This window comes from Melittangium boletus DSM 14713 (assembly GCF_002305855.1).
Taxonomy (GTDB): domain Bacteria; phylum Myxococcota; class Myxococcia; order Myxococcales; family Myxococcaceae; genus Cystobacter; species Cystobacter boletus.
In genome coordinates, this window is sequence record NZ_CP022163.1 from 439,722 (window position 1) to 457,895 (window position 18,174).

The following is an 18,174-nucleotide window of genomic DNA, read 5'->3' on the forward strand; positions in this document are numbered from 1 at the left end:
ACGGCCTCCGCTCAGGCATTCCCGCAGACGGTCCACAACAGCCGCTCGATGACGAGCTTGCCGCTCGCGCTGGACTTGAGGGCCAGGTCCGACTCGGCGCAAGCCACCAGGGAGTCGAGCAATTCGCGCCGCTTGTACCGGGCCGCCCCCTGCATCGCGAGGAAGGCCGCGTAGGGGTGCGGCGCCTTGCCCTTGGCCGCCTTGGCTTCCTCCTCCACCTTGGGAAACACACGCGCCTTGAAGTCGTTGAACGAGCGCGGCAGCGAGCCTCCCGCGAACTTCTCCAGCCGCTCGTGGTTCTCCAGCATGCCGCGCACGACGGAGGCCACCGCGCCGAGCAACTGCAACCCATGCACGCCCTGCCCCATCGCGTCCACGGTGTAGTCCAGCGCCGCCTTCAGGTTGCGGTTCTGCAGGGCCTCGGACAGCTCGAAGAACTCCTCCTCGCGCGTGTGGGCCACCAGCAGCGCCACATCCGCCGCCTCGATGGTGGAGCCCTCCACGTACGTCGCCAGCTTCTCCAGCTCCGACTGCAACAGCCGCACGTTACCGCCGATGCGCTCCTTGAGCTGGTCCGCCGCCGCCTTGCTCAGCTTCTTCTTGAAGGGCCAGAGGAATTCCTCGGCCAGCGGACCGATCTCCAGATCCTTGTGGCGCGCGGCCACCTTGCGCTCGACGAACTTGCCCTTGTCCTGGGCCAGCTTCACCAGCGGGTTCTTCGCGTCCACGTCCGAGGCCGCCAGCACCAGCGTGTGCCCCGGGGGCAGGCCCTTCTCGTAGAGCGACAGCAGGGCGCTCGCATCGCCCTCGGGGGCGCTGATGCGCTCCTCGCGGCAGAACGCGGCCACTTCCTTGAGGAAGAGCAGGTCCGCCTCCGCCAGCTCGACATTCAGCTCGTCCTTCCACTCCTCCAGGGACGGAGCACCCGGGGCATCCGGATCCAGCTTGTCCACGCCCCACCCCGCCCGGGCCGCCAGGGCGAGCAGCCGCCGCGCGCCCTCCTTGCGCTTGCCCGCCGTCCACGCCTCGCGCGCCTTGCCCAGCGCGTTGCCCCGGCCCTTCTTCGGCGCGAGGAATTCCGGGTCGCGCACCAGCACCACCTTGCGCCCGGGAAACAGCGGCAGCGTGGCCAACTCCTGCGCCACCTCGCGCGGAGAGCCCGCGTCCAGCACCGCGAAGTTCAACCCCGCCGACGCATCCGGCAAGAGCGCCTTCACCAGGTCGTCCGCGCCCCGGCGCACCAGGTACTCCTCGCCCCACAACAGGTAGAGCGGGTGCACCGTCTTGCCCGCCCTCGCCTCGTCCAGCACGTCCTCGATGTCCGCGCTCATCGCCCCTCCAACAGTTCAATGAGCATCCGCTCGAGTTGCAGCCGGGGCGAGCCGTTGCGCTCCACGATCGTCGCCCGTGCCTTCTCCAGCAGCGTGTGCCGGCGATGCAGGGTCCCCTCGTGCGTGCGCGCCGCCACCTCGCGCGCGAGCGGAACCAGGTCCCGATTGGCCAGGTGCTCGCCGCCCGCCTTCGCCAGCGCCACGTCCCGGGTCCACAGCGAGAGGATGTTCAACGCCTGCTCCGCCGTCTCCCGCGATTCGCCGAAGGTGCCCGCCCAGCGCAGCAACGCGCCCACGTTCCCGGGCTTGAGGGCCTCGAAGCCCTCGATGACGTCCTTGCGCGCCGCGAGCGCGTCCAGGTCCAGCGCCATGGCCCGGCCGAGGCTCCCGCCCGCCATCACCGCCGCGAGCGCCGCCGTCTCGGCGTCCAACTTGCGCTCCTTCTGGAGGCGCTGGGCCACGAAGTCCACGGGCAGCGGGTTGAAGTGCACCTTGCTGCACCGGCTGCGGATGGTGGGCAGCATCTTGTCCGGCGCCGAGGCCAGCAGGATGAGCGTGGTGTCCGCGGGCGGCTCCTCGAGCGTCTTGAGGAAGGCGTTCTGCGCCTGGGGATTCATCTGGTGCGCGTCCACGACGATCGCCACCTTGCGCTTGGACTCGAGCCCGCGCAGGGCGATGCGCTCCAGGAGCCCGCGAATCTGCTCCACGCGGATGTCGCGGCTGGGCGTCCCGGTGAAGTCCGAGCGGCCCGCGAGCCCACGCTCCACGCGCTCGGCGTCCGGCATGAGCCAAGTGACGTCTGGATGGGAGCCCTTGGCGATGCGGGTGCAACTGGCGCACACCCCGCACCCCTCGTCGGGCTTGTCCGGACAGGTGAGCGCCTGGGCGAGCCCCACGGCGGCGAGCTCCTTGCCCACGCCCGAGGGGCCGGCGAAGAGGTAGGCGTGATGAACCGCGCCGCTGCGAAGCGCCGCCTGGAGCGCGTCGACCGCGCGCGGCTGTCCGACGACCGAAGCCAACGTCATGGCGCGTGTATCCCCGCTCGCGTCCCACCCGTCAACCACTCAGCGGGTAGCTCGCACCCCACCCGCCTTCACCGTCTTCTGTCCGGTACCGCAGGCGGGCAACAGCAGGCACCGGGTGCAGTGCTCCACCACCGGCTTCGTGGGACACACCCCGCTCATGCCGTAGTGACACAGGGCGAAGTCGAAGCGCACGGGGTCCTCCGCGTCGAGCGCCCGCAGCGAGGCCGTCACCTCCTCGGCGGTGCGCCAGCTCAGATCGTTGCGCCGGGTGAGTCCCAGGTGCTTGGAGATGCGGCCGATGTGCGTGTCCAGGGGGATGAGCAGCGCCGAGGGCCGCACCCGCTTCCAGATGCCCAGGTCCACGCCGTCCGGCCCCCGCACCATCCACCGCAGGAAGAGGTTGAGCCGCTTCGCCGCGCCCGCCCCCAACGGCGAGGGCAACAGGTGTTGCAGCCCCCGCTCGGGGCCGAGCGCCTTCCGCAGGGGCGCCATGGGAACGTCCCGCAGGGCCGCGGTGAAGGCCGCCAGCGCGCCATGCCACGAACCCCTCGCATCCAGCCCCTGGACGAAGAGCGCTTCCAGGCTCCCGTGTTCGCGCAAGGCGCGGCCCATGCCCAGCAGGAGCACCGCCACGTCCGTGCCCACGTTGAAGCGGTAGACGAAACCCTGGAGCAACGCCCGCGCGCCCTCCACGTCCAGCTCCCGCACGAAGGCGGCCGGAGACGCGCCCATGCGCTGGAGCAGCGCGTCCACCTTGGGCCGGAAGAGATCCGCGCGGCCATAGGCCAGGGCCGCCGCCAGCAGCGCGCTCACCTCGATGTCCCGGGGGTCGCGATAGCGGTGCGGAAACTCCAGGGGATCGAACGCGATGCGCGCCCGGCTGTCCGTGGAGGCCATGAAGGCCGTCAGGCACGGCAACAGACGCCCGGCGTCCCGTGCGCTCAATCCGGTGGAGCTTGGTTTTCGCGGAGCCATGGTCGAGAAGAGGTGACAACGGATAACATGCTACCGCCGAAGTCTCATCCCTCGGAGGTCACCTCACCCCCAAGCGGCCAGGAGGGCGAGGGAACGAGGCCCATGTTACGGTGCCTCGGTGTCCTCGCCGACCCCTCCCGCCGTGGCCGGTTCACGCCGCCTCCAGCTCGCACTGGTCTGTGCCTGCGCCGCCCTCGCCTACGCCAACACCCTCGGCAATCAGTTCGCCTGGGTGGACGTGCTGCTCATCGAATCCAACCCCTGGATCCGGGACTTCCAGCACCTGGGCGACATCTTCGGTTCGGACCTGTGGGCCATCACCCCGGAGCTGGGCCTGAGCCGCAACTACTACCGGCCCCTCGTCCACGTCACCTTCCTGCTGTGCCGCGCCCTCTTCGGGCTAAAGCCCTGGGGCTACCACCTGCTGATGCTCGTGGGGCACGTGATCGTCTCCGGGCTCGTCTACCAGGTGGGGTTGCTCTTCTGCGCACGGCGCCAGGCGGGTCCGCTCGCCGCGCTCGCCGCGGGGCTGCTCTTCGCCGTCCACCCCATCCACACCGAGGCCGTGGCCTGGGTGAGTTCCGTGAACGACGTGGCCATGGCCGTGGGGGTGCTGGGCGCGGCGTGGTGGATGATGACGTCCGGGCCTGGATGGACCGCTCGCTGCGTCCTCGCGGGCGTCGCGCTCTTCCTCGCCCTGCTCTTCAAGGAACCCGCGGTGCTGCTGCCCGCCATGATGGTCGTGTACGACTTCATGACCGGCGGCCGGGCCTGGAGTCCGCGTCAATGGGTGGGCCGCTATGCGCCCCTGCTCGTGGCCCTCGCCCTCTACGCGGCGCTCCGCCTGCCCGCGCTGTCGGGGGCACACCGGACGCTCCATCACATGAGCCTCGGGACGTGGGGGTTGATCCTCAACACCCTGCCCCTGCTGGCCCAGTACCTCGGCGGACTCGTGCTGCCCCTCGAGTTCAACGCCGTCCATGTCTTCACGCCCATCGACTCGCCCGCGGATCCCCAGTTGATCGCGGGAGTGGCCGCGCTCGCGGGGATCGTGCTCGCGGCGCTCCTCCTCTGGCGGCATGCGCCCACGGCGTTCGTGGCCCTGAGCTGGTGCCTGCTCGCGATGTTGCCGCAGCTCTACATCCCCGTGCTCGGCACCAACGCCTTCGCCGAGCGCTACCTCTATCTGCCCTCGGTGGGCTTCGTGCTCCTGGTGGGTTGGGGGCTGGAGGCGCTGGAGCGCCGGTGGCCCTCGACAAGGCCGTGGCTGCTCGGAGGACTGGCCCTGGTGGTGGTGGCCGGGGGCGTGGCCACCGCCCTGCGCAACCGGGTCTGGTACGACGACCTCACCCTGTGGAGCGACACCGCGAGCAAGTCTCCCCAGGAGACCTCCGTGCAGGCGGGGTTGGGCGTCGCCCTGCTCAAGCGGGGCCGGATCGCCGAGGCCATTCCGCACCTGGAACTCGCCCGGATGAGCAGCCCCGACGTGCGCAACAACCTGGGGCTGGCCTACGCCCAGACGGGACGGCTGCCCGAGGCGGAAACGGTCCTGCGCGAGGCGGTCCGGCTCGCGCCCGAGGACGCTGGCGCCTGGCTCAACCTGTGCCTGGTGCTCAAGAACCTGAAGCAGTTGCCGGGCGCGCTCGAGGCCTGTGAGACGGCGGCCCGGCTGGAGCCGCGCCTGCCCGAGGTCCGTACCAGCCTCGGACAGGTGCTGTGGCTCCAGGGCCGCGTCAACGAAGCCGAGCGGCAACTCCAGGAGGCGCTGGCCGCGAAGCCCGATTTCACACCCGCGCGCCGCCTGCTGGAGCGCATCGCGCGGGATCGAAAGCGGAACTCGGAGCGGCCCCAGGACGAGGCCCGGCCCTAACGCGTCAGCTCACGCACCGCGTGCCCCAGCTCGGGGAGGATGAGCTTGTGCAGCCCCAGGCGCACCGCCTGGGGAGAGCCCGGCAGCGCGAAGAGGATCATCCCCCGCCAGGTGCCCGCCGTGGCGCGGGACATCATCGCGGGGCTGCCAATCTCCTGGTACGACAGCATCCGGAACAGCTCGCCGAAGCCGGGCAGCTCCTTCTCGAAGAGGCTCCGCAGCGTCTCCACCGTGCTGTCACGGCGGCCAATCCCCGTGCCTCCGGTGAAGAGGACCGCCCGGGCGCCCACCTCTCGCGCCTCGTCGAGGGTCGCGCGGATGGCCTCGGGCTCGTCGGGGATGACCTTGTAGCCGCTCACCGAGTGCCCCTCGGCCTCCAGCAACTCGCGCAACGTCCGGCCACTCTCGTCTCGTGACGCATCGCGGCTATCCGAGCACGTCACCACGAACGCGCTCACGTGCACCGGCGCATGGGCCTTGTGCTCCGCCGCCGCGTGCGACTCGTGTCCGTGGTCGTGGTCATGATCGTGCCCGTGGTCATGATCATGGTGGTGGTGGTGGTGAGGCCCGTGGCGGTGGTCGTGTCCTTCGTGTGCCATGCCGTCCTCCTACAGATCCTGCTCGGACAGCTCGACCGTCAGCTCGCCGTCCTCGACCGAGATCGCCATCGTGGGCTGGTCGTCGCACACCCCCGGCGAGGTCTCGTTCTTGCCCGTGTCCATGTCGAAGCCCACCTCGTGGCAGGGGCAGATGACCAGGTTGTCCTCGATGCGGCCGCCGGACAGCAGACACCCGGCGTGGTTGCACGAGTCATCCAATCCCTTGTAGCGCCCATTGATGCGGGCGATGCACAGGCTGCGCTTGCCCACCTCGTAGCCGCGCATCTCCTTTTCGGCGAAGTCCGCCGGTCCGAGCTTGATCTTCATCGGTTCCGTCTCTCGTGGCTGTCAGAAATCACTGCCCGGCGACCCTTGTACCCCGTTGCCGTGGGGGCGGGGGAAGTCTTGGGCGGAACCCGGGGATTTGCCCGCCCGCTCGCCCGAGAAGCCCGCGCCATGTCGGTCCCTGTGTCATCCACACACCACACCGGTGCCCCCGGGGACGAACACGGAGCGCCACACGTTTCCGCTCGCCTGCACCCCCGTTCCGAGGGCATTACCTTTCCCCTGTGAAGCCGCCAGACAAAGCCACCGTGGTCCAGATTCTCCGGGACATCTCCCTCTTCCTCCAGATGAAGGGGGAGAATCCCTTCCGCAGCCGCGCCTACGACATCGCCGCCGACCGCATCTCGGGGCTCTCCGAGGACCTCGGGACCCTGCTGCGCGAGGATCGCCTCAAGGAACTGCCGGGAATCGGTCAGGCCATCTCCGACAAGGTGGCCGAGCTGATGTCCACGGGCCGCCTCTCCGCCTATGAGACCCTGCGCGCCGAATTGCCCGCGGGCGTCCTGGAGCTCGTCCGGGTGCCGGAGCTGGGGCCGAAGAAGGCCGTGCTGCTCGCCCGGGAGCTGGGCGTGGACAGCGTCGACGCGCTGGAGAAGGCCTGCCGCGAGGGCCGCGTGCGCCACGTGGCGGGCTTCGGCGAGAAGAGCGAGGCCAACCTGCTGGCGGGCATCGAGCTGTACCGGCGCTCCACCACGCCCCGGCGGCTGCTCGGGGACGTGATGCCCGTGGCCGAGCGGCTGCTCACCTCCGTGAAGAACACGCCCGGCGTGGTGCGCGCGAGCGTCGGAGGGAGCCTGCGCCGGCGAGCGGAGACCGTGGGGGACGTGGACCTCATCGCCTCGGCGGCCGAGCCCGGCGCGGTGTTCGACGCCTTCTGCCGCGCCCCCGAGGTGGCCCACGTCATCGGCCGGGGAGAGAGCAAGTGCTCGGTGCGGCTGCATGACAAGGACCTCCAGGTGGACCTGCGGGTGCTGCCAGACGAGGACTTCGCCACCGCGCTGCACCACTTCACCGGCTCGCGCGCCCACCACCTGCGCCTGCGGGGGCTCGCGCAGGATCGCGGCTTGAAGATCTCCGAATGGGGCGTCCACCGCGCCGATGGCACCAAGCTGCCCGTGCCCGACGAGGCCGCGCTCTATCGGCTGCTGGACATGCAGTACATCCCCCCCGAGCTGCGCGAGGACACCGGGGAGATCGAAGCGGCGCTCGCGGGCAAGCTGCCCGAGGACCTGGTGGCATGGGAGGACATCCAGGGCGCCGTGCACGCCCACAGCACGTGGTCGGATGGAAGGAACTCCCTCGAGGAGATGGCGCGCGCGGCCCAGGCCCTGGGGCTCAAGTTCCTCACCGTCACCGAGCACAGCGAGGCGGCCATCTACGCCGGGGGTCTCAAGGAAGACGACCTGCGCCGGCAGTGGGATGAGATCGACCGCGTCAACGACACCGTGAAGGGCCTGCGGCTGCTCAAGGGCATCGAAGTGGACATCCTGGAGAGCGGCGCGCTCGACTACTCCGACAGCGTGCTCGAACAGTTGGAAGTGGTCATTGGCTCCATCCACGTGCGCCACGGCATGGACGAGGACCAGATGACGCGCCGGCTGCTCCAGGCCTTCGACAACCCGCACCTGCACATCCTCGGACACCCCACCGGGCGCCTCATCCAGAGCCGCGACCCCTACCCCTTGCGCATGGAGGCGGTGCTCGACAAGGCCGCCGAGCGCGGCGTGGTCGTCGAGGTCAACGGCAAGCCGGAGCGCCTGGACCTCAAGACGGAGCACGTGCGCATGGCCACTCAGCGGGGCGTGAAGCTGGTGGTGAGCTGCGACGCGCACCGGGCCTCGGACCTGGAGAACCTGGCCTTCGCCGTGGCCACCGCCCGCCGGGGCTGGGCCCGCCGGAGCGACGTCCTCAACACCTTGCCCGCCGAGCGGTTCATCTCCGCGCTGCGCGAACAGCGCGCGGGCTGACGGGCTCAGTAGGAGAGCAGGGCGCAGACCTTGTCTCGCCCCAGCCGCTCACGCCCCGGCAGGAAGTCGAGCGAGATGAGGAAGCTGAAGCCCACCACCTCGCCCCCCAGCTGGGTCACGAGCCGCGCGGCGGCATCGGCCGTGCCGCCCGTGGCCAGCAGATCATCCACGATGAGCACCCGGTCGCCCGGACCCACGGCGTCCTCGTGTACCTGCAGAGCGTCCTCGCCGTACTCCAGGGAATAGCGCTCGGTGCGCGTGCGCCAGGGCAGCTTCCCCGGCTTGCGTGCGGGAACCAGGCCCGCGTGCAGCTTCAGGGCGATGGGCGCGCCCAACAGGAAGCCACGCGCCTCCACCCCCACCACCCGGGAGATGCGCTGCCCCTGGAAGGGCGCCGCCATCGCATCCACCACCCGGCTCAACAGGCGCGGATCCGCCAGGACGGGCGTCATGTCCTTGAAGCGGATGCCCGGCTTGGGAAAGTCCGGGATGTCCCGGAGACGGGCCCCCACCTCCTCGCGAAGCGAGGAGTCCTGCGAGGCGGCGAACGAAGAGGACGTCTGGATCATGGGAGGGCTCCAAGGGGAGAGGACAAGACACTCAGGTGCTGGGATGCCAACCACTCGTCCCCGGGCGAAAGACAGACAGGGCGCTCCACGGCGGCTGACTCAATACAAACGAAATGTCTGTACCCTTCATCGGGGAGGTCGGCAAGCCTTCTGGAGAGCTCCTTCCAGGGATTCCAGACGACCACGTCGGGGAATGACTCCTGCCGCACCTGGATCGGCAGCGTGTCTCCCCGGAGCTCGACGGGCGTGGTCACACCAAAGAAGAACCGGTCCACCTCCCGGTCGATCCGGAGCAGTTCCTCCCGCTGGATATCCCTCCTGCGCTGGTCCGCGGAGTCCAGATAACGAATCCCCTGCAAGCCCCGGATGACGGCCTGGGGCGCGTTGGCGGCCAGATAGGTGTGAAGGGCACACGTGAAGTCGAACGGGTGGTCCCCCGTGTTGATGACGGCGAGGGACGTCGTCAGCTCCGAGCCCTTGAAGCGCGCGCGCAGCACGAGTTCGAAGGAATGGGGCCAGATGCTCCGGGTATACGGATCATCCGACAGACGCAATTCGACGGAACCACTGCCACAGGAGAGGATCGCGCTGCTCGACACCCGCCAGGGACTCGACCGGGCGAACCCATGTTTCGGCAAGGGCCCTTCGTGCGCGAACTGGGGGAAGATGACGGGAATTCCGCCCCGGATCGCGGAGGTGGCGCGCAGGTCCGCCAAGGGGCTCGAATACAACCGCTCGATACCATCCGGGGTCACCCAGGAGCAGATCTGCCCGCCCCGAGCGGAGAACCGGATCCGAGCTCCATCAGGGGCCGTCACCGAGGACAAGGAATCGACATTCGAATGCATGGGTCTACGTTCTCCAGACAGACCCATGCCCGGGCGGTCAATGCCACCCAGGGAGGGACCTCGGCGAACGTCCAATCAAGACAGAGAGGGAGACAACTTGCCGGCCCGCCCCACCGTGAACCGGCGGGCGATCAGGATCGCGAAGAAGACATACAAACCGATGACACCAATCGGGACGGAAGGACCGAAGGCGTCGGCGATGACCCCCGCCGCCAGCGTGCTCACGGTGAGCGCCATGTCCGCGCCCAGGCGCCAGATCGAGTACACCCGCCCCGAGTGCTCGGGTGGACACGCGACATGGATGGCGCTCCACAACGCGATGTTCTGGATGGCCATCGACGCACCCGCCAGCGCCGTGAGCAGGATGACCACCGGCAGGGTCGTGGCGAAGTACATCAGCCCGAAGGAGGCTCCGATCCCAATCCAGGCGACCGTCGCGTAGTTCAGCGCGTGCTGTCCCATCTTCAGGCGCGTGGAGAAGAAGCCCGCCAGCAGGCCGCCGACGCCATACGCCGTGACCGCGGAGGCATGACCGGCGGTGCCGCCCCCCGTGGTGTCCAGGGTCAGACGCGGCAGGAGGACGTAGTAGCAGGCGCCATAGGCGAGATTGAAGAGGATCTCCGCCACGATGATGTACTGCAACGCGGGCTGCTGGCGGACCACGACCATCGCTTCCTTGAGATCGGCGACCAGGCCCTTGCGCTGCTTGCGCTCACTGCGGAAGTCACGGACCTCGAGCCGGCGCCCCGCGTAGGCCATGCCCGCGTAGAACAAACCAATCAACGCATAGAGATTGAAGACCGACGTCACGCTGCGCAGCGCGTTGGCGAGCAGCGGCGCGGTGAGGCGGGCGGTGCGCTTGGCCGTGTCCGCGATGCCGTTGAGCTGCTGGGTGTCCGCCCCCTCTTGTGCCAGGCCCCGCACGAGCGAATAGAAGCTCGGTGCCTCGAAGGTCCGGCACGTGGAGATGGCGAAGGCGAACAGGCACAACAGCGGCACATTCACCCAGCCCAGGTTCGACAGGCCCGCCACCATCAGCGCGAGCGCGCCGCAGATGAGGTTGGTGAGGATGATCGTACGCCGGGGCGGAACGGAGTCCGCATGGGCGCCCGCGGGCAGGCTGAACAGCCAGAGCGGCGTGCGGCTCGACATGCTCGCGAACGCGGTGGCGGTCGACGAGTGCGTCAACTCCCACACGATCCAGATCAAGGCGACGTCCTGGATGACGTCCGCCATGAGCACCGACAAACGGCCGAGAAACACCACCTGCACGTTGTGCTGGCGGAACAGACTCACCTGACTCACGGCCTCGCTGGGAGCGGGAGACGCATTCATGGGCATTCCTCAAACGGCGGCTGGCGTGAAGACGCGACGCCAGTTCTCGCACGCGGACGCCCGTGAAGCAGCCGCCTGGGCGGCATTGATGGGTTGAATGGGGAGCCCCTGCTCCCTGGGCGGGGCGTCCGCCGAGCCGACCAACACGACCTTGTGATATTTCCGGTAGATGGCGCAAGCCTCGGGCGTCAGCATCCACTCCAGGGCCCTGGACGCCGCGTCCTTCCGGACAGAGCCGGCACGCATCGCGAACCCCTCGGGCTCCGAGCCCGCGGCGTCGGCCGGAATCACCATCTTGACAGGCAGGCCCATCCTCGCCGTCCGCTCCGCGGCGATCGACACGGTCACACCAATCGAGGCTTCGTCCCCCGCGACGGCGAGGCAGGGCGCGAACGCGGAGCGCTCGATGAGCGGCCGGTTCGCGGACACCCCGCGCATGATCTCCCACGTCTTGGCCTCACCCGCCATCTGCAGCAGGGCGGTCAGGTGGAGGAAACCCGCCCCGGAGTAGGTCGGGTCCGGCACCACCAACTCTCCCCGGTAGCGCGCGTCCGCCAGCTCTTCCCAGCGCGTCGGCACCGGGAGGCCTCGCCGCGCCAGACGCGTCTCATTGACGCAGAAAGCGGGAACGAAGGCGGAAGGACAGAACCAGCGCGACTCGGGATCCCGCGCCGACTCCGGCAGGCTCCGCACCCTTTCCGAGGTCAGGGGCGCGAACCAGCCCCGCAGCTCGGGGGCCAACATGGTCGTCAGCGCCCAGCCCAGGATGAGGTCCCATTTCCCGTCTGGCCCCTCGGCGAGCAACCGATCGAACAAGGCGGCGGTGGACATCCGCTCGATGCGGATCCGGAGATCCGGATTCGCCGCCTCGATGCCCTGGGCATACTCGGCCAGCTCGTACTCTTCCATGGCGCTATACGCCACCACGGTCTGCTTTTGCGAAACGTCTGTCATGAAGAAGTCCTGACGAAAGCAGACCCGGGCCAGACGGGCATCCCCCGGGACCGCTCTCAGTCCAGCAACCCCGCCAGCTTGGCGTGTTGCAACAACATGATGGTCTTACCGTCCATGATCTCGCCCGTCGAGATCATCCGCAGCGCCTGCTCGAGCGGCAGTTCGAGGACCTCGATGTCCTCGCCATCCGACTCCAGGCCGCCGCCCTCCCCTGTCTTGTCCCGATCCGTGTACTCCCCCACGAAGAAGTGGAGGATCTCCGTGACCGAGCCGGGGCTCATGAAGGCCTCGAACGCCTTCTTGACATTGCTGACCAGGAAGCCCGTTTCCTCCTCGGTCTCGCGCTTGATGCACGTCTCCGCGTCATCGGTGTCCAGCAGACCCGCGCAGGCCTCGATCAACATCCCAGGGTGGCCATTGACGAACGCGGGAAACCGGAACTGCCTCGTGAGGATGACGGTCTTCTTCTGCCGGTTGTAGAGCAGAATGGTCGCGCCATTGCCACGATCGTAGGTTTCCCGGCTCACCTTCTGCCACGAGCCGTCCTTGCGCTGGAAGTCGAAGGTTGTCTTTTTCAAGACATACCAATCATCCGACAACACCTTGACCTCATGGATGCGGATGCGGTCTCGCATGGTCTCGCCACTCATTCTATTTGGGGCCTCCACCCGGGGATTGGATGATGCGGGGCACGACAAAGCCCAAGCGTACCATCATCTCCGGATTCCGGGAGGAAGGATGAGTCATGATGGCCGTGTCGAGCGCGCGATCACAACCACAGGGGCAAGACTCCTGATGCGCCGACAGCACGGCGCACACCTGCTCCACGAGCGCGTTGGCCTGCACCGCGATCCGCTCCATCCGCTCGCTGACCAGGCTGGCCGTCACGGCCTCATGACTGTCGTACCAACAGTCATAATCCGTGGGCATGGCGACCATCGCGTAGCAAAGTTCCGCTTCACGCGCCAGCTTGGCCTCGGGCATGGCGGTCATTCCAATCACCGTCCCGCCCCAGCTCCTGTAAAGATTGGACTCGGCCCGCGTGGAAAATTGCGGCCCCTCCATCACGACGTAGGTGCCCCCATTGACATGGGTCAGCTTCAGCTTCGTGGCCACCTCCGCCAGCGCCGTCCGCATCCGCTTGCAGACCGGATCTCCAAACGGCACATGCCCGACGAGTCCCCGCCCGAAGTAGGTCTTCTCCCGCTGAATCGTCCGATCGATGAATTGATCCACCAGCACGAAGGACCCAGGCGGACAGTCTTCCCGCAAACTTCCAACCGCGCTGAGCGAGAGCACCTGCGTACAACCCACGTGCTTCAACGCCGCGATGTTGGCGCGCACGTTGATCTGCGCCGGGGGAATCTGGTGGCCAGGGCCATGGCGCTGGAGGAACGCGACCTGGGCCTTGCCGAGCGCGCCCAGGATGAGCTCGTCCGAGGGATCTCCAAAAGGTGTCTCCACCTTCACCCGCCGCACGTCGGACAGGGAGAGCAGCTTGCTCAACCCGCTCCCGCCAATGATGCCGATACGAGGGACCTTCACGCTCTTGTCCATCACCGTTCCTCTTGAATGTAGAGAGTGGATTCGAGCTGGGTCTCCGAGACCAGGCGGTCTCGCAGCTCGGAAAGCGCGGACGGGATGCCGTCGCGCGAGAACAACAGGCCTTCACTCGCGTGTTCCGTGTAGCGGGGCTCGTCCACCTTCAGGGCCCGATCGATCGCCGGCAGGTAGTTCCAACGGACTCCCGGATAGAGCGAATGGGCGAGGTGGTAGGCATCCGAGCTCGGGCAGAGGAACACGCGCACCAGCCAACCCGAGAAGCCCCGGTAGTCCGTGGGGCGCCCCGCCAGGAACTCCCGCGTCAGGCGATCCTCGGACCAGCTCGGTGTCTTGAACCAACGATGCTCCGTCAGGAGCGACACCCAGGCGAACAGGGAGTAGGTGGTCACCAAGGGGACGAGCCAGCCCCAGGCGATCGCCTCCCAACCCGCCGCGACATAAAGCAGCGCGGAGAGCGTCCCCAGCGTCACCACCCGGGCCACCGCGGTGATCCGGCGATGGTTGAGCAGGCTGTTGCGCACCATCGTCTTGATGCTGACCATCATTCCCGCGGGCGACAGCGGGTAGAACAACCGGAGGAGGAATTGCGCCTGGGTCAACCCACTGCGCATGCCTCCATCGCGGACGCGCGCGCGGTTGGGATCGAGCTTCTCGTGGTTCGGGTGGCGGTGATGCTCCTGGGTATGGGTGATCTGCCGGCTGTGCATGTCCCGCTTGAACGCCGGGAACTGGTAGAACACATCGGAGAGCCACCACTGCCAGCCGCGCGCGCGGCACAGGGCGTAGTGCACCGCGTTGTGCCCGAACTCCTGGAGGGCGCGAAAGCGGCCTCCCACCCAGAAGGTCAACGCGAACCAGGCCAGGGGATGATCGATCAGCCGCGCGAGCAGCACCCCGATGAAGATGTCGAGCCACGTCCACACGAAGGGGAGCGGCGCGAACCACTCGTCCAGCGGCTTGTACAGTTGGTCCCGCTTACCCTCCAGACGAGGGCGGAGCCGGGAGATGCGCAGGACCCGAGCCGGGTCCGAGTAATAGACAAACACGGCCGCGCGGAACAACAGGGTCGAGCACAGCAGCGCGGAGATCAGCGTGGGCAACGACTCAGCGGGAAGCATGAATACCTCGGCGGTCGGACACGGCCTCGACGAGAGGCCACGGCAGGTCCTCGAACAGCGCAGGGATTCCAGACACCCGTGGGGAAGCACAGGCACCCAGGCGGCCATCGTCCTGATGCCCGCAGGACAGGATGCAACTGTTCCACCCCAGGGCCGTGGCGATCTCCGCGTCGTGGGTGGTGTCTCCCAGATAGACGATCCGCTCGCCTGGCAGCCCCAGCTTCTCGTGAAGGAGGCGTCCCTCCACGAGCTTGCTCGTCGCCTTCTCGTCTCCCAGCCCACACACATGGGTGAAGTACCCGCCGAGCCCCTTCGCCTCGAGGGTCTGCACCAGGGTGGGTTGGTAGGAAGCGGACAGGATGGAGGACGCGATGCCGTTCTGGCGCAAGCACTCCAGCAGTTCCATCGCGCCATCGTTCAGCGGGCAGTGCCGCACCCGCGCGTCGAAGACGGACAGGTACTCGCGAATGATGTCCCCGAAGGGAATCCGCGTCAGGTCGAACCCGAGCGAGGAATAGAACTCGGAGATCGGAAACTGGAAGCGGGCACGGTAGACATCCCGCGTGACGGCGGGGAGACCGAAACGGGCGCACACATGATTGACCCCGTTGACGGCGAGGTCCACATCATCGAGCAGTGTCCCGTTCCAGTCCCAGACGACATGTTGGATTTGACTCCAGACCTTACGCATGGGGATGGCTCACCGTCCTGCCAAAACGTGGGCGCAGCTTGTTGAAGACGACCCGGGCCGCGATCTCGGGCCGGAAGAGTTGGCTCGGCGGGACCACCAGGTTGGTGACCCCCACCTGGGTCTGAAGCGTCAGCCGATGCGAGGCGGCCAGCTCACAGAGCCCCGAGCCATACCAATGATGGAACCGCAACCCGAGGGAGCGATGCCCCTGCGTCTCCGGGAACCGCATGTCCTCCGACACGGCCATGTTCCAGGCGGGCTCGATGACATTGACCAGCAGGGACTGGATGGTGTTGGTGCCCACCCCACCCCGCTTCCAGAGGGGGATTTGCTTCCTCAGCACGTCCGCCTCCAACGAACAAAGCGTCATGCCCTGGCTGTACAGCGGGTTCATGCTGCACAACGCATCACCCATGACCAGGAGCCCATTGGGCCACACCGGCACGTCCTCGTAGTGGCGCCTCAAGCTGCCCGGAATCCCGAAGCCCGCCACGTCCGAGAGGGGCTCCGCATCCCGGATGATCTCCTGGATATCCGGGACCGGCAGCGTCCCCAGGAACCGGAGAAACTCCTCCGGCTCCGGCTTGGGGAACTCACCGAACCACCCGCCCGTGGTGACCAGCCAGCGATCGCCCTCGATGGGGCTGATCACGCCCATGGCCCGGTTGAGCGGGGGCTTGGGCAGGACGAGCAGCACCTTCCAGCGGTCGGCGAACTCGGGCCGCCGACGGTACACGCGCGAGGCATAGCCGAGCTTGGTCTCCACGAGGGTCTTCTTCACCTCGCCCAGCCCCTCCTTCGCCAGCCACTCGGCCATGCGCGAGCCTCGCCCGCTCACGTCGACCACGAGGTCCGCCGCCAACTCCCGGTCCGGAACGGACTCGTCCAGCAGCACGCCGCGAACACAGGGCGCGCCCTCCGCGTGGAACAGGAGGCCCATCGCCCGGGTCTTGGAGAGGACGGTGATCCGGGGGTTGGCCCGGATGCGCCGCCGGACGATGTTGTCGAGCAGGCTCCGGCTGCAATAGTGCGCGCTCACTCCGGTCCGGAACCGGTTCTTCCATTGGCCATAGTGGAAGCACTTGACGTCATGCCCCTGGTCCGCGATGTCGGCACCGGCCTGTTCCATCTCCTTCAGGAGGCCCGGGAAGATCTCCTCCATGACCTGCTTGCCGCGCAGCAGCAGCAGGTGGACGTGTTTTTCCTGCGGAACCCCGCGCCGGTCACTCACGTCATCGGAGAAGTCGCCCTTTTCGATGAGGGTGACCCGATCGAACTCCGACGATAGCACTTCGGCGGCCAGACAACCGCCGATACTGCCGCCGAGCACGACCGCGTGTCTGCCTTTAGATCTATCATTAGCATTATCCGACATAGGCGTTCACCGTCGCGACGATGTGCTGGAGGTCCTCGGTCGAAAGTTGCGGGTGCAGGGGAATCGTTGTCAGCGAGCGCAGCAACTCCCTGGCGTTCCTACAGTCGCGCTGGCGGTCCGCCAGGAGGGGGTAGTTGTACAAGGGCTGGTTGTCGTACTTCTTGACGTCCGAGGGGACCCCGTGTGCGTCCAGGTGCTCGACGAAACGCCGGCCGTCTCCCCGCACCACCTGCATGAGGAGCGCGTAACCGTTGATGACGCCCCCCTCCACGATGGGCAACTCACGGACGAGCGGGTTGTTGATCCGCTCGAGGAGGTACTGGCGATTGCGCGCGCGGACCTCCAGGTGCCAGTCGATCGCATCCAGCCGGGCGATCCCCACGGCCGCCTGCAACCCACCGAGCTTGTAGTTGAGACCCACCTTCTTGCCATCGAGGTTTCCGAAGCGCGTGTACGCCCGCATCCTCGCGTCCCGGGTGGCATCGTTCGTCATCACGAAGCCGCCCTCCCCGGTGGACATGAATTTTCCCTCATGGGTACTGAAACAGGCGATGTCGCCGAACTCCGCCAGCCATTTGCCGTTCAGACGCGTCACGTGGCAGTGGGCCAGGTCGAGAATCAACGAGAGTTCCAGGGCGCGAGCGATGGACCACAGCTCATCCGCCCTCGACGGGTATCCCCACATGGGGACCTCGATGATGCCTCGAGTCCGTGGCGACACGACCCGCGCCAGATCCTCCGGATCGAGCCCGAAGTTGTGCGGGCGCACATCGCAGAAGACGGGCTTGAGCCCTCGCGCCATGATGGGCAGGACCGTGCAGATGGGGCAGCTCGGTGGAACGATGATCTCATCACCCACCTCCCAGTCGATGCCCTCCAGGGCGACCGCGACCGCGGCCGAGCCGGAGGACACCGCCAGCACGTGGTTGATCCCATAGCGCTCCGAGATCTTCCGCTCGTACTGCTCCACGATCGGCGCGGTTCCGGTCAGCCCCGTCTCCAGGGCCCGCCGCAAGTACAACTCGTCGTCGGGGTGACGGTGCCGGAAGGCATCGTCGATCTGGCGGCGAGCGGACACGACTCCTGGCGCGCTCATGCCGCCTCCTGCCGGGTCAGCCTGGCCACGGCCCGCCAGACTTCCTCGTCCTCGAACACCCGTCCCAACAGCACGCGGAAGTTGGGGAACAGCTTCAGCTCCGCGATCTCGTCCTGTCCGAAGAAGCGGGCCGCGTGGACCTCGCTGTTCGCGGTGAGGTTCGTCTCCAGGGCCACGCACAGGTAGATCAAATCGATGTGGTAGTGGTGCCCCTTGGGATCGTTGATGCGCTCGCACAGCACCCGGTAGGGCGTGTGCAGCACATGCACATCGGCCTCGGCGTCGGCCAGGGGCGTGTCGAGAACACCCAGGATCCTCGCCTGTATCCCCGTTTCCTCGCTGATCTCACGAAGCACGGCATCATCTGGAGACTCCGTGCTTTCGATATGACCACCCGGGTACAGCCAGACACCGAGCTTCCGGTGGTGGATCAAAAGCACCTTGCGATCCGGATGGAGAACGAAACCAGACGCGGTCCACTGCTTGGGCAAACGAGGATCCATGGTGTTCACG

The 18,174-nt window shown here is 67.5% G+C and carries 18 protein-coding genes; 2 read left to right on the plus strand and 16 right to left on the minus strand.

Going from position 1 to position 18,174, the window contains the following annotated elements; translation table 11 throughout:
• Positions 1–11 precede the first annotated feature (11 nt).
• Genes holA through MEBOL_RS01865 form a run of 3 tightly spaced genes read right to left on the minus strand, consistent with a single transcriptional unit; the run spans position 12 to position 3,253 of the window.
• Entirely contained in the window at positions 12–1,331 is a 1,320-nt protein-coding gene (gene holA / locus MEBOL_RS01855; protein ID WP_095975799.1) for a DNA polymerase III subunit delta, read from the minus strand.
• Positions 1,328–2,356 (minus strand): DNA polymerase III subunit delta', encoded by a 1,029-nt coding sequence (holB, locus tag MEBOL_RS01860; protein ID WP_095975800.1) that lies wholly within the window; start codon positions 2,354–2,356, stop codon positions 1,328–1,330. The genes holA and holB overlap by 4 nt, the downstream gene beginning before the upstream one ends.
• Before the next feature lie 39 nt (positions 2,357–2,395).
• Positions 2,396–3,253, minus strand: coding sequence for a TIGR02757 family protein (locus MEBOL_RS01865; RefSeq protein WP_245919982.1), 858 nt, complete (start codon positions 3,251–3,253; stop codon positions 2,396–2,398).
• A gap of 196 nt (positions 3,254–3,449) precedes the next feature.
• Between MEBOL_RS01865 and MEBOL_RS01870 the strand changes: the two genes are divergently transcribed.
• The gene (locus MEBOL_RS01870; protein ID WP_095975802.1) at positions 3,450–5,201 is read left to right on the plus strand and encodes a tetratricopeptide repeat protein; all 1,752 of its coding nucleotides are present in this window, start codon (positions 3,450–3,452) and stop codon (positions 5,199–5,201) included.
• On the opposite strand, the gene MEBOL_RS01875 is transcribed toward MEBOL_RS01870, so the two are convergent.
• Positions 5,198–5,665, minus strand: coding sequence for a MogA/MoaB family molybdenum cofactor biosynthesis protein (locus tag MEBOL_RS01875; RefSeq protein ID WP_245919984.1), 468 nt, complete (start codon positions 5,663–5,665; stop codon positions 5,198–5,200). The genes MEBOL_RS01870 and MEBOL_RS01875 overlap by 4 nt on opposite strands.
• A 144-nt stretch (positions 5,666–5,809) precedes the next feature.
• Complete coding sequence (locus tag MEBOL_RS01880) at positions 5,810–6,127, minus strand: Rieske (2Fe-2S) protein (RefSeq protein ID WP_095975804.1); 318 nt, start codon at positions 6,125–6,127, stop codon at positions 5,810–5,812.
• 242 nt (positions 6,128–6,369) lie between these two features.
• On the opposite strand from MEBOL_RS01880, the gene polX reads away from it, so the two are divergent.
• Positions 6,370–8,112, plus strand: coding sequence for a DNA polymerase/3'-5' exonuclease PolX (polX, locus tag MEBOL_RS01885; protein WP_095975805.1), 1,743 nt, complete (start codon positions 6,370–6,372; stop codon positions 8,110–8,112).
• Positions 8,113–8,117: 5 nt separating this feature from the next.
• On the opposite strand, the gene MEBOL_RS01890 is transcribed toward polX, so the two are convergent.
• The 11 genes from MEBOL_RS01890 to MEBOL_RS01940 all read right to left on the minus strand — a co-directional run bounded on the left by MEBOL_RS01890 (position 8,118) and on the right by MEBOL_RS01940 (position 18,164).
• On the minus strand, positions 8,118–8,681 hold the full coding sequence (locus MEBOL_RS01890) for an adenine phosphoribosyltransferase (RefSeq protein ID WP_095975806.1): 564 nt from the start codon (positions 8,679–8,681) through the stop codon (positions 8,118–8,120).
• Positions 8,678–9,529 (minus strand): D-hexose-6-phosphate mutarotase, encoded by an 852-nt coding sequence (locus tag MEBOL_RS01895; RefSeq protein ID WP_157774709.1) that lies wholly within the window; start codon positions 9,527–9,529, stop codon positions 8,678–8,680. Before MEBOL_RS01895 ends, MEBOL_RS01890 begins: the two co-directional genes overlap by 4 nt.
• A gap of 75 nt (positions 9,530–9,604) precedes the next feature.
• Positions 9,605–10,864 carry an MFS transporter gene (locus MEBOL_RS01900; protein ID WP_157774710.1) on the minus strand — a complete coding sequence of 420 codons (1,260 nt, stop codon included), beginning with the start codon at positions 10,862–10,864 and terminating at the stop codon, positions 9,605–9,607.
• Positions 10,865–10,873: 9 nt separating this feature from the next.
• Positions 10,874–11,818 (minus strand): extracellular solute-binding protein, encoded by a 945-nt coding sequence (locus tag MEBOL_RS01905; protein ID WP_095975809.1) that lies wholly within the window; start codon positions 11,816–11,818, stop codon positions 10,874–10,876.
• A gap of 56 nt (positions 11,819–11,874) precedes the next feature.
• A complete protein-coding gene (nudK, locus tag MEBOL_RS01910) occupies positions 11,875–12,468 on the minus strand; it encodes a GDP-mannose pyrophosphatase NudK (protein WP_095975810.1) in 594 nt (197 codons plus the stop codon).
• Between the two features lies 1 nt (position 12,469).
• The gene (mtnP, locus tag MEBOL_RS01915) at positions 12,470–13,375 is read right to left on the minus strand and encodes an S-methyl-5'-thioadenosine phosphorylase (protein WP_095975811.1); all 906 of its coding nucleotides are present in this window, start codon (positions 13,373–13,375) and stop codon (positions 12,470–12,472) included.
• The gene (locus tag MEBOL_RS01920; RefSeq protein ID WP_095975812.1) at positions 13,375–14,499 is read right to left on the minus strand and encodes a fatty acid desaturase family protein; all 1,125 of its coding nucleotides are present in this window, start codon (positions 14,497–14,499) and stop codon (positions 13,375–13,377) included. Before MEBOL_RS01920 ends, mtnP begins: the two co-directional genes overlap by 1 nt.
• Positions 14,486–15,190, minus strand: coding sequence for an HAD family hydrolase (locus MEBOL_RS01925; protein ID WP_095975813.1), 705 nt, complete (start codon positions 15,188–15,190; stop codon positions 14,486–14,488). Before MEBOL_RS01925 ends, MEBOL_RS01920 begins: the two co-directional genes overlap by 14 nt.
• The gene (locus tag MEBOL_RS01930) at positions 15,183–16,520 is read right to left on the minus strand and encodes an NAD(P)/FAD-dependent oxidoreductase (RefSeq protein WP_218920865.1); all 1,338 of its coding nucleotides are present in this window, start codon (positions 16,518–16,520) and stop codon (positions 15,183–15,185) included. Before MEBOL_RS01930 ends, MEBOL_RS01925 begins: the two co-directional genes overlap by 8 nt.
• A gap of 34 nt (positions 16,521–16,554) precedes the next feature.
• Positions 16,555–17,661 carry a DegT/DnrJ/EryC1/StrS family aminotransferase gene (locus MEBOL_RS01935; protein ID WP_095975815.1) on the minus strand — a complete coding sequence of 369 codons (1,107 nt, stop codon included), beginning with the start codon at positions 17,659–17,661 and terminating at the stop codon, positions 16,555–16,557.
• On the minus strand, positions 17,658–18,164 hold the full coding sequence (locus MEBOL_RS01940; protein ID WP_095982521.1) for an NUDIX hydrolase: 507 nt from the start codon (positions 18,162–18,164) through the stop codon (positions 17,658–17,660). Before MEBOL_RS01940 ends, MEBOL_RS01935 begins: the two co-directional genes overlap by 4 nt.
• Positions 18,165–18,174 lie beyond the last annotated feature (10 nt).

Excerpts from the sequence above, each read along its gene's own strand:
- MEBOL_RS01880 (WP_095975804.1), bottom strand. The coding sequence starts at position 6,127 with ATGAAGATCAAGCTCGGACCGGCGGACTTCGCCGAAAAGGAGATGCGC.
- nudK (WP_095975810.1), bottom strand. The coding sequence starts at position 12,468 with ATGAGTGGCGAGACCATGCGAGACCGCATCCGCATCCATGAGGTCAAG.
- MEBOL_RS01940 (WP_095982521.1), bottom strand. The coding sequence starts at position 18,164 with ATGGATCCTCGTTTGCCCAAGCAGTGGACCGCGTCTGGTTTCGTTCTC.
- MEBOL_RS01865 (WP_245919982.1), bottom strand. The coding sequence starts at position 3,253 with ATGGCCTCCACGGACAGCCGGGCGCGCATCGCGTTCGATCCCCTGGAG.
- MEBOL_RS01900 (WP_157774710.1), bottom strand. The coding sequence starts at position 10,864 with ATGAATGCGTCTCCCGCTCCCAGCGAGGCCGTGAGTCAGGTGAGTCTG.
- mtnP (WP_095975811.1), bottom strand. The coding sequence starts at position 13,375 with ATGGACAAGAGCGTGAAGGTCCCTCGTATCGGCATCATTGGCGGGAGC.
- MEBOL_RS01920 (WP_095975812.1), bottom strand. The coding sequence starts at position 14,499 with ATGCTTCCCGCTGAGTCGTTGCCCACGCTGATCTCCGCGCTGCTGTGC.
- MEBOL_RS01895 (WP_157774709.1), bottom strand. The coding sequence starts at position 9,529 with ATGCATTCGAATGTCGATTCCTTGTCCTCGGTGACGGCCCCTGATGGA.
- MEBOL_RS01890 (WP_095975806.1), bottom strand. The coding sequence starts at position 8,681 with ATGATCCAGACGTCCTCTTCGTTCGCCGCCTCGCAGGACTCCTCGCTT.
- holB (WP_095975800.1), bottom strand. The coding sequence starts at position 2,356 with ATGACGTTGGCTTCGGTCGTCGGACAGCCGCGCGCGGTCGACGCGCTC.
- MEBOL_RS01905 (WP_095975809.1), bottom strand. The coding sequence starts at position 11,818 with ATGACAGACGTTTCGCAAAAGCAGACCGTGGTGGCGTATAGCGCCATG.
- holA (WP_095975799.1), bottom strand. The coding sequence starts at position 1,331 with ATGAGCGCGGACATCGAGGACGTGCTGGACGAGGCGAGGGCGGGCAAG.
- MEBOL_RS01935 (WP_095975815.1), bottom strand. The coding sequence starts at position 17,661 with ATGAGCGCGCCAGGAGTCGTGTCCGCTCGCCGCCAGATCGACGATGCC.
- MEBOL_RS01925 (WP_095975813.1), bottom strand. The coding sequence starts at position 15,190 with ATGCGTAAGGTCTGGAGTCAAATCCAACATGTCGTCTGGGACTGGAAC.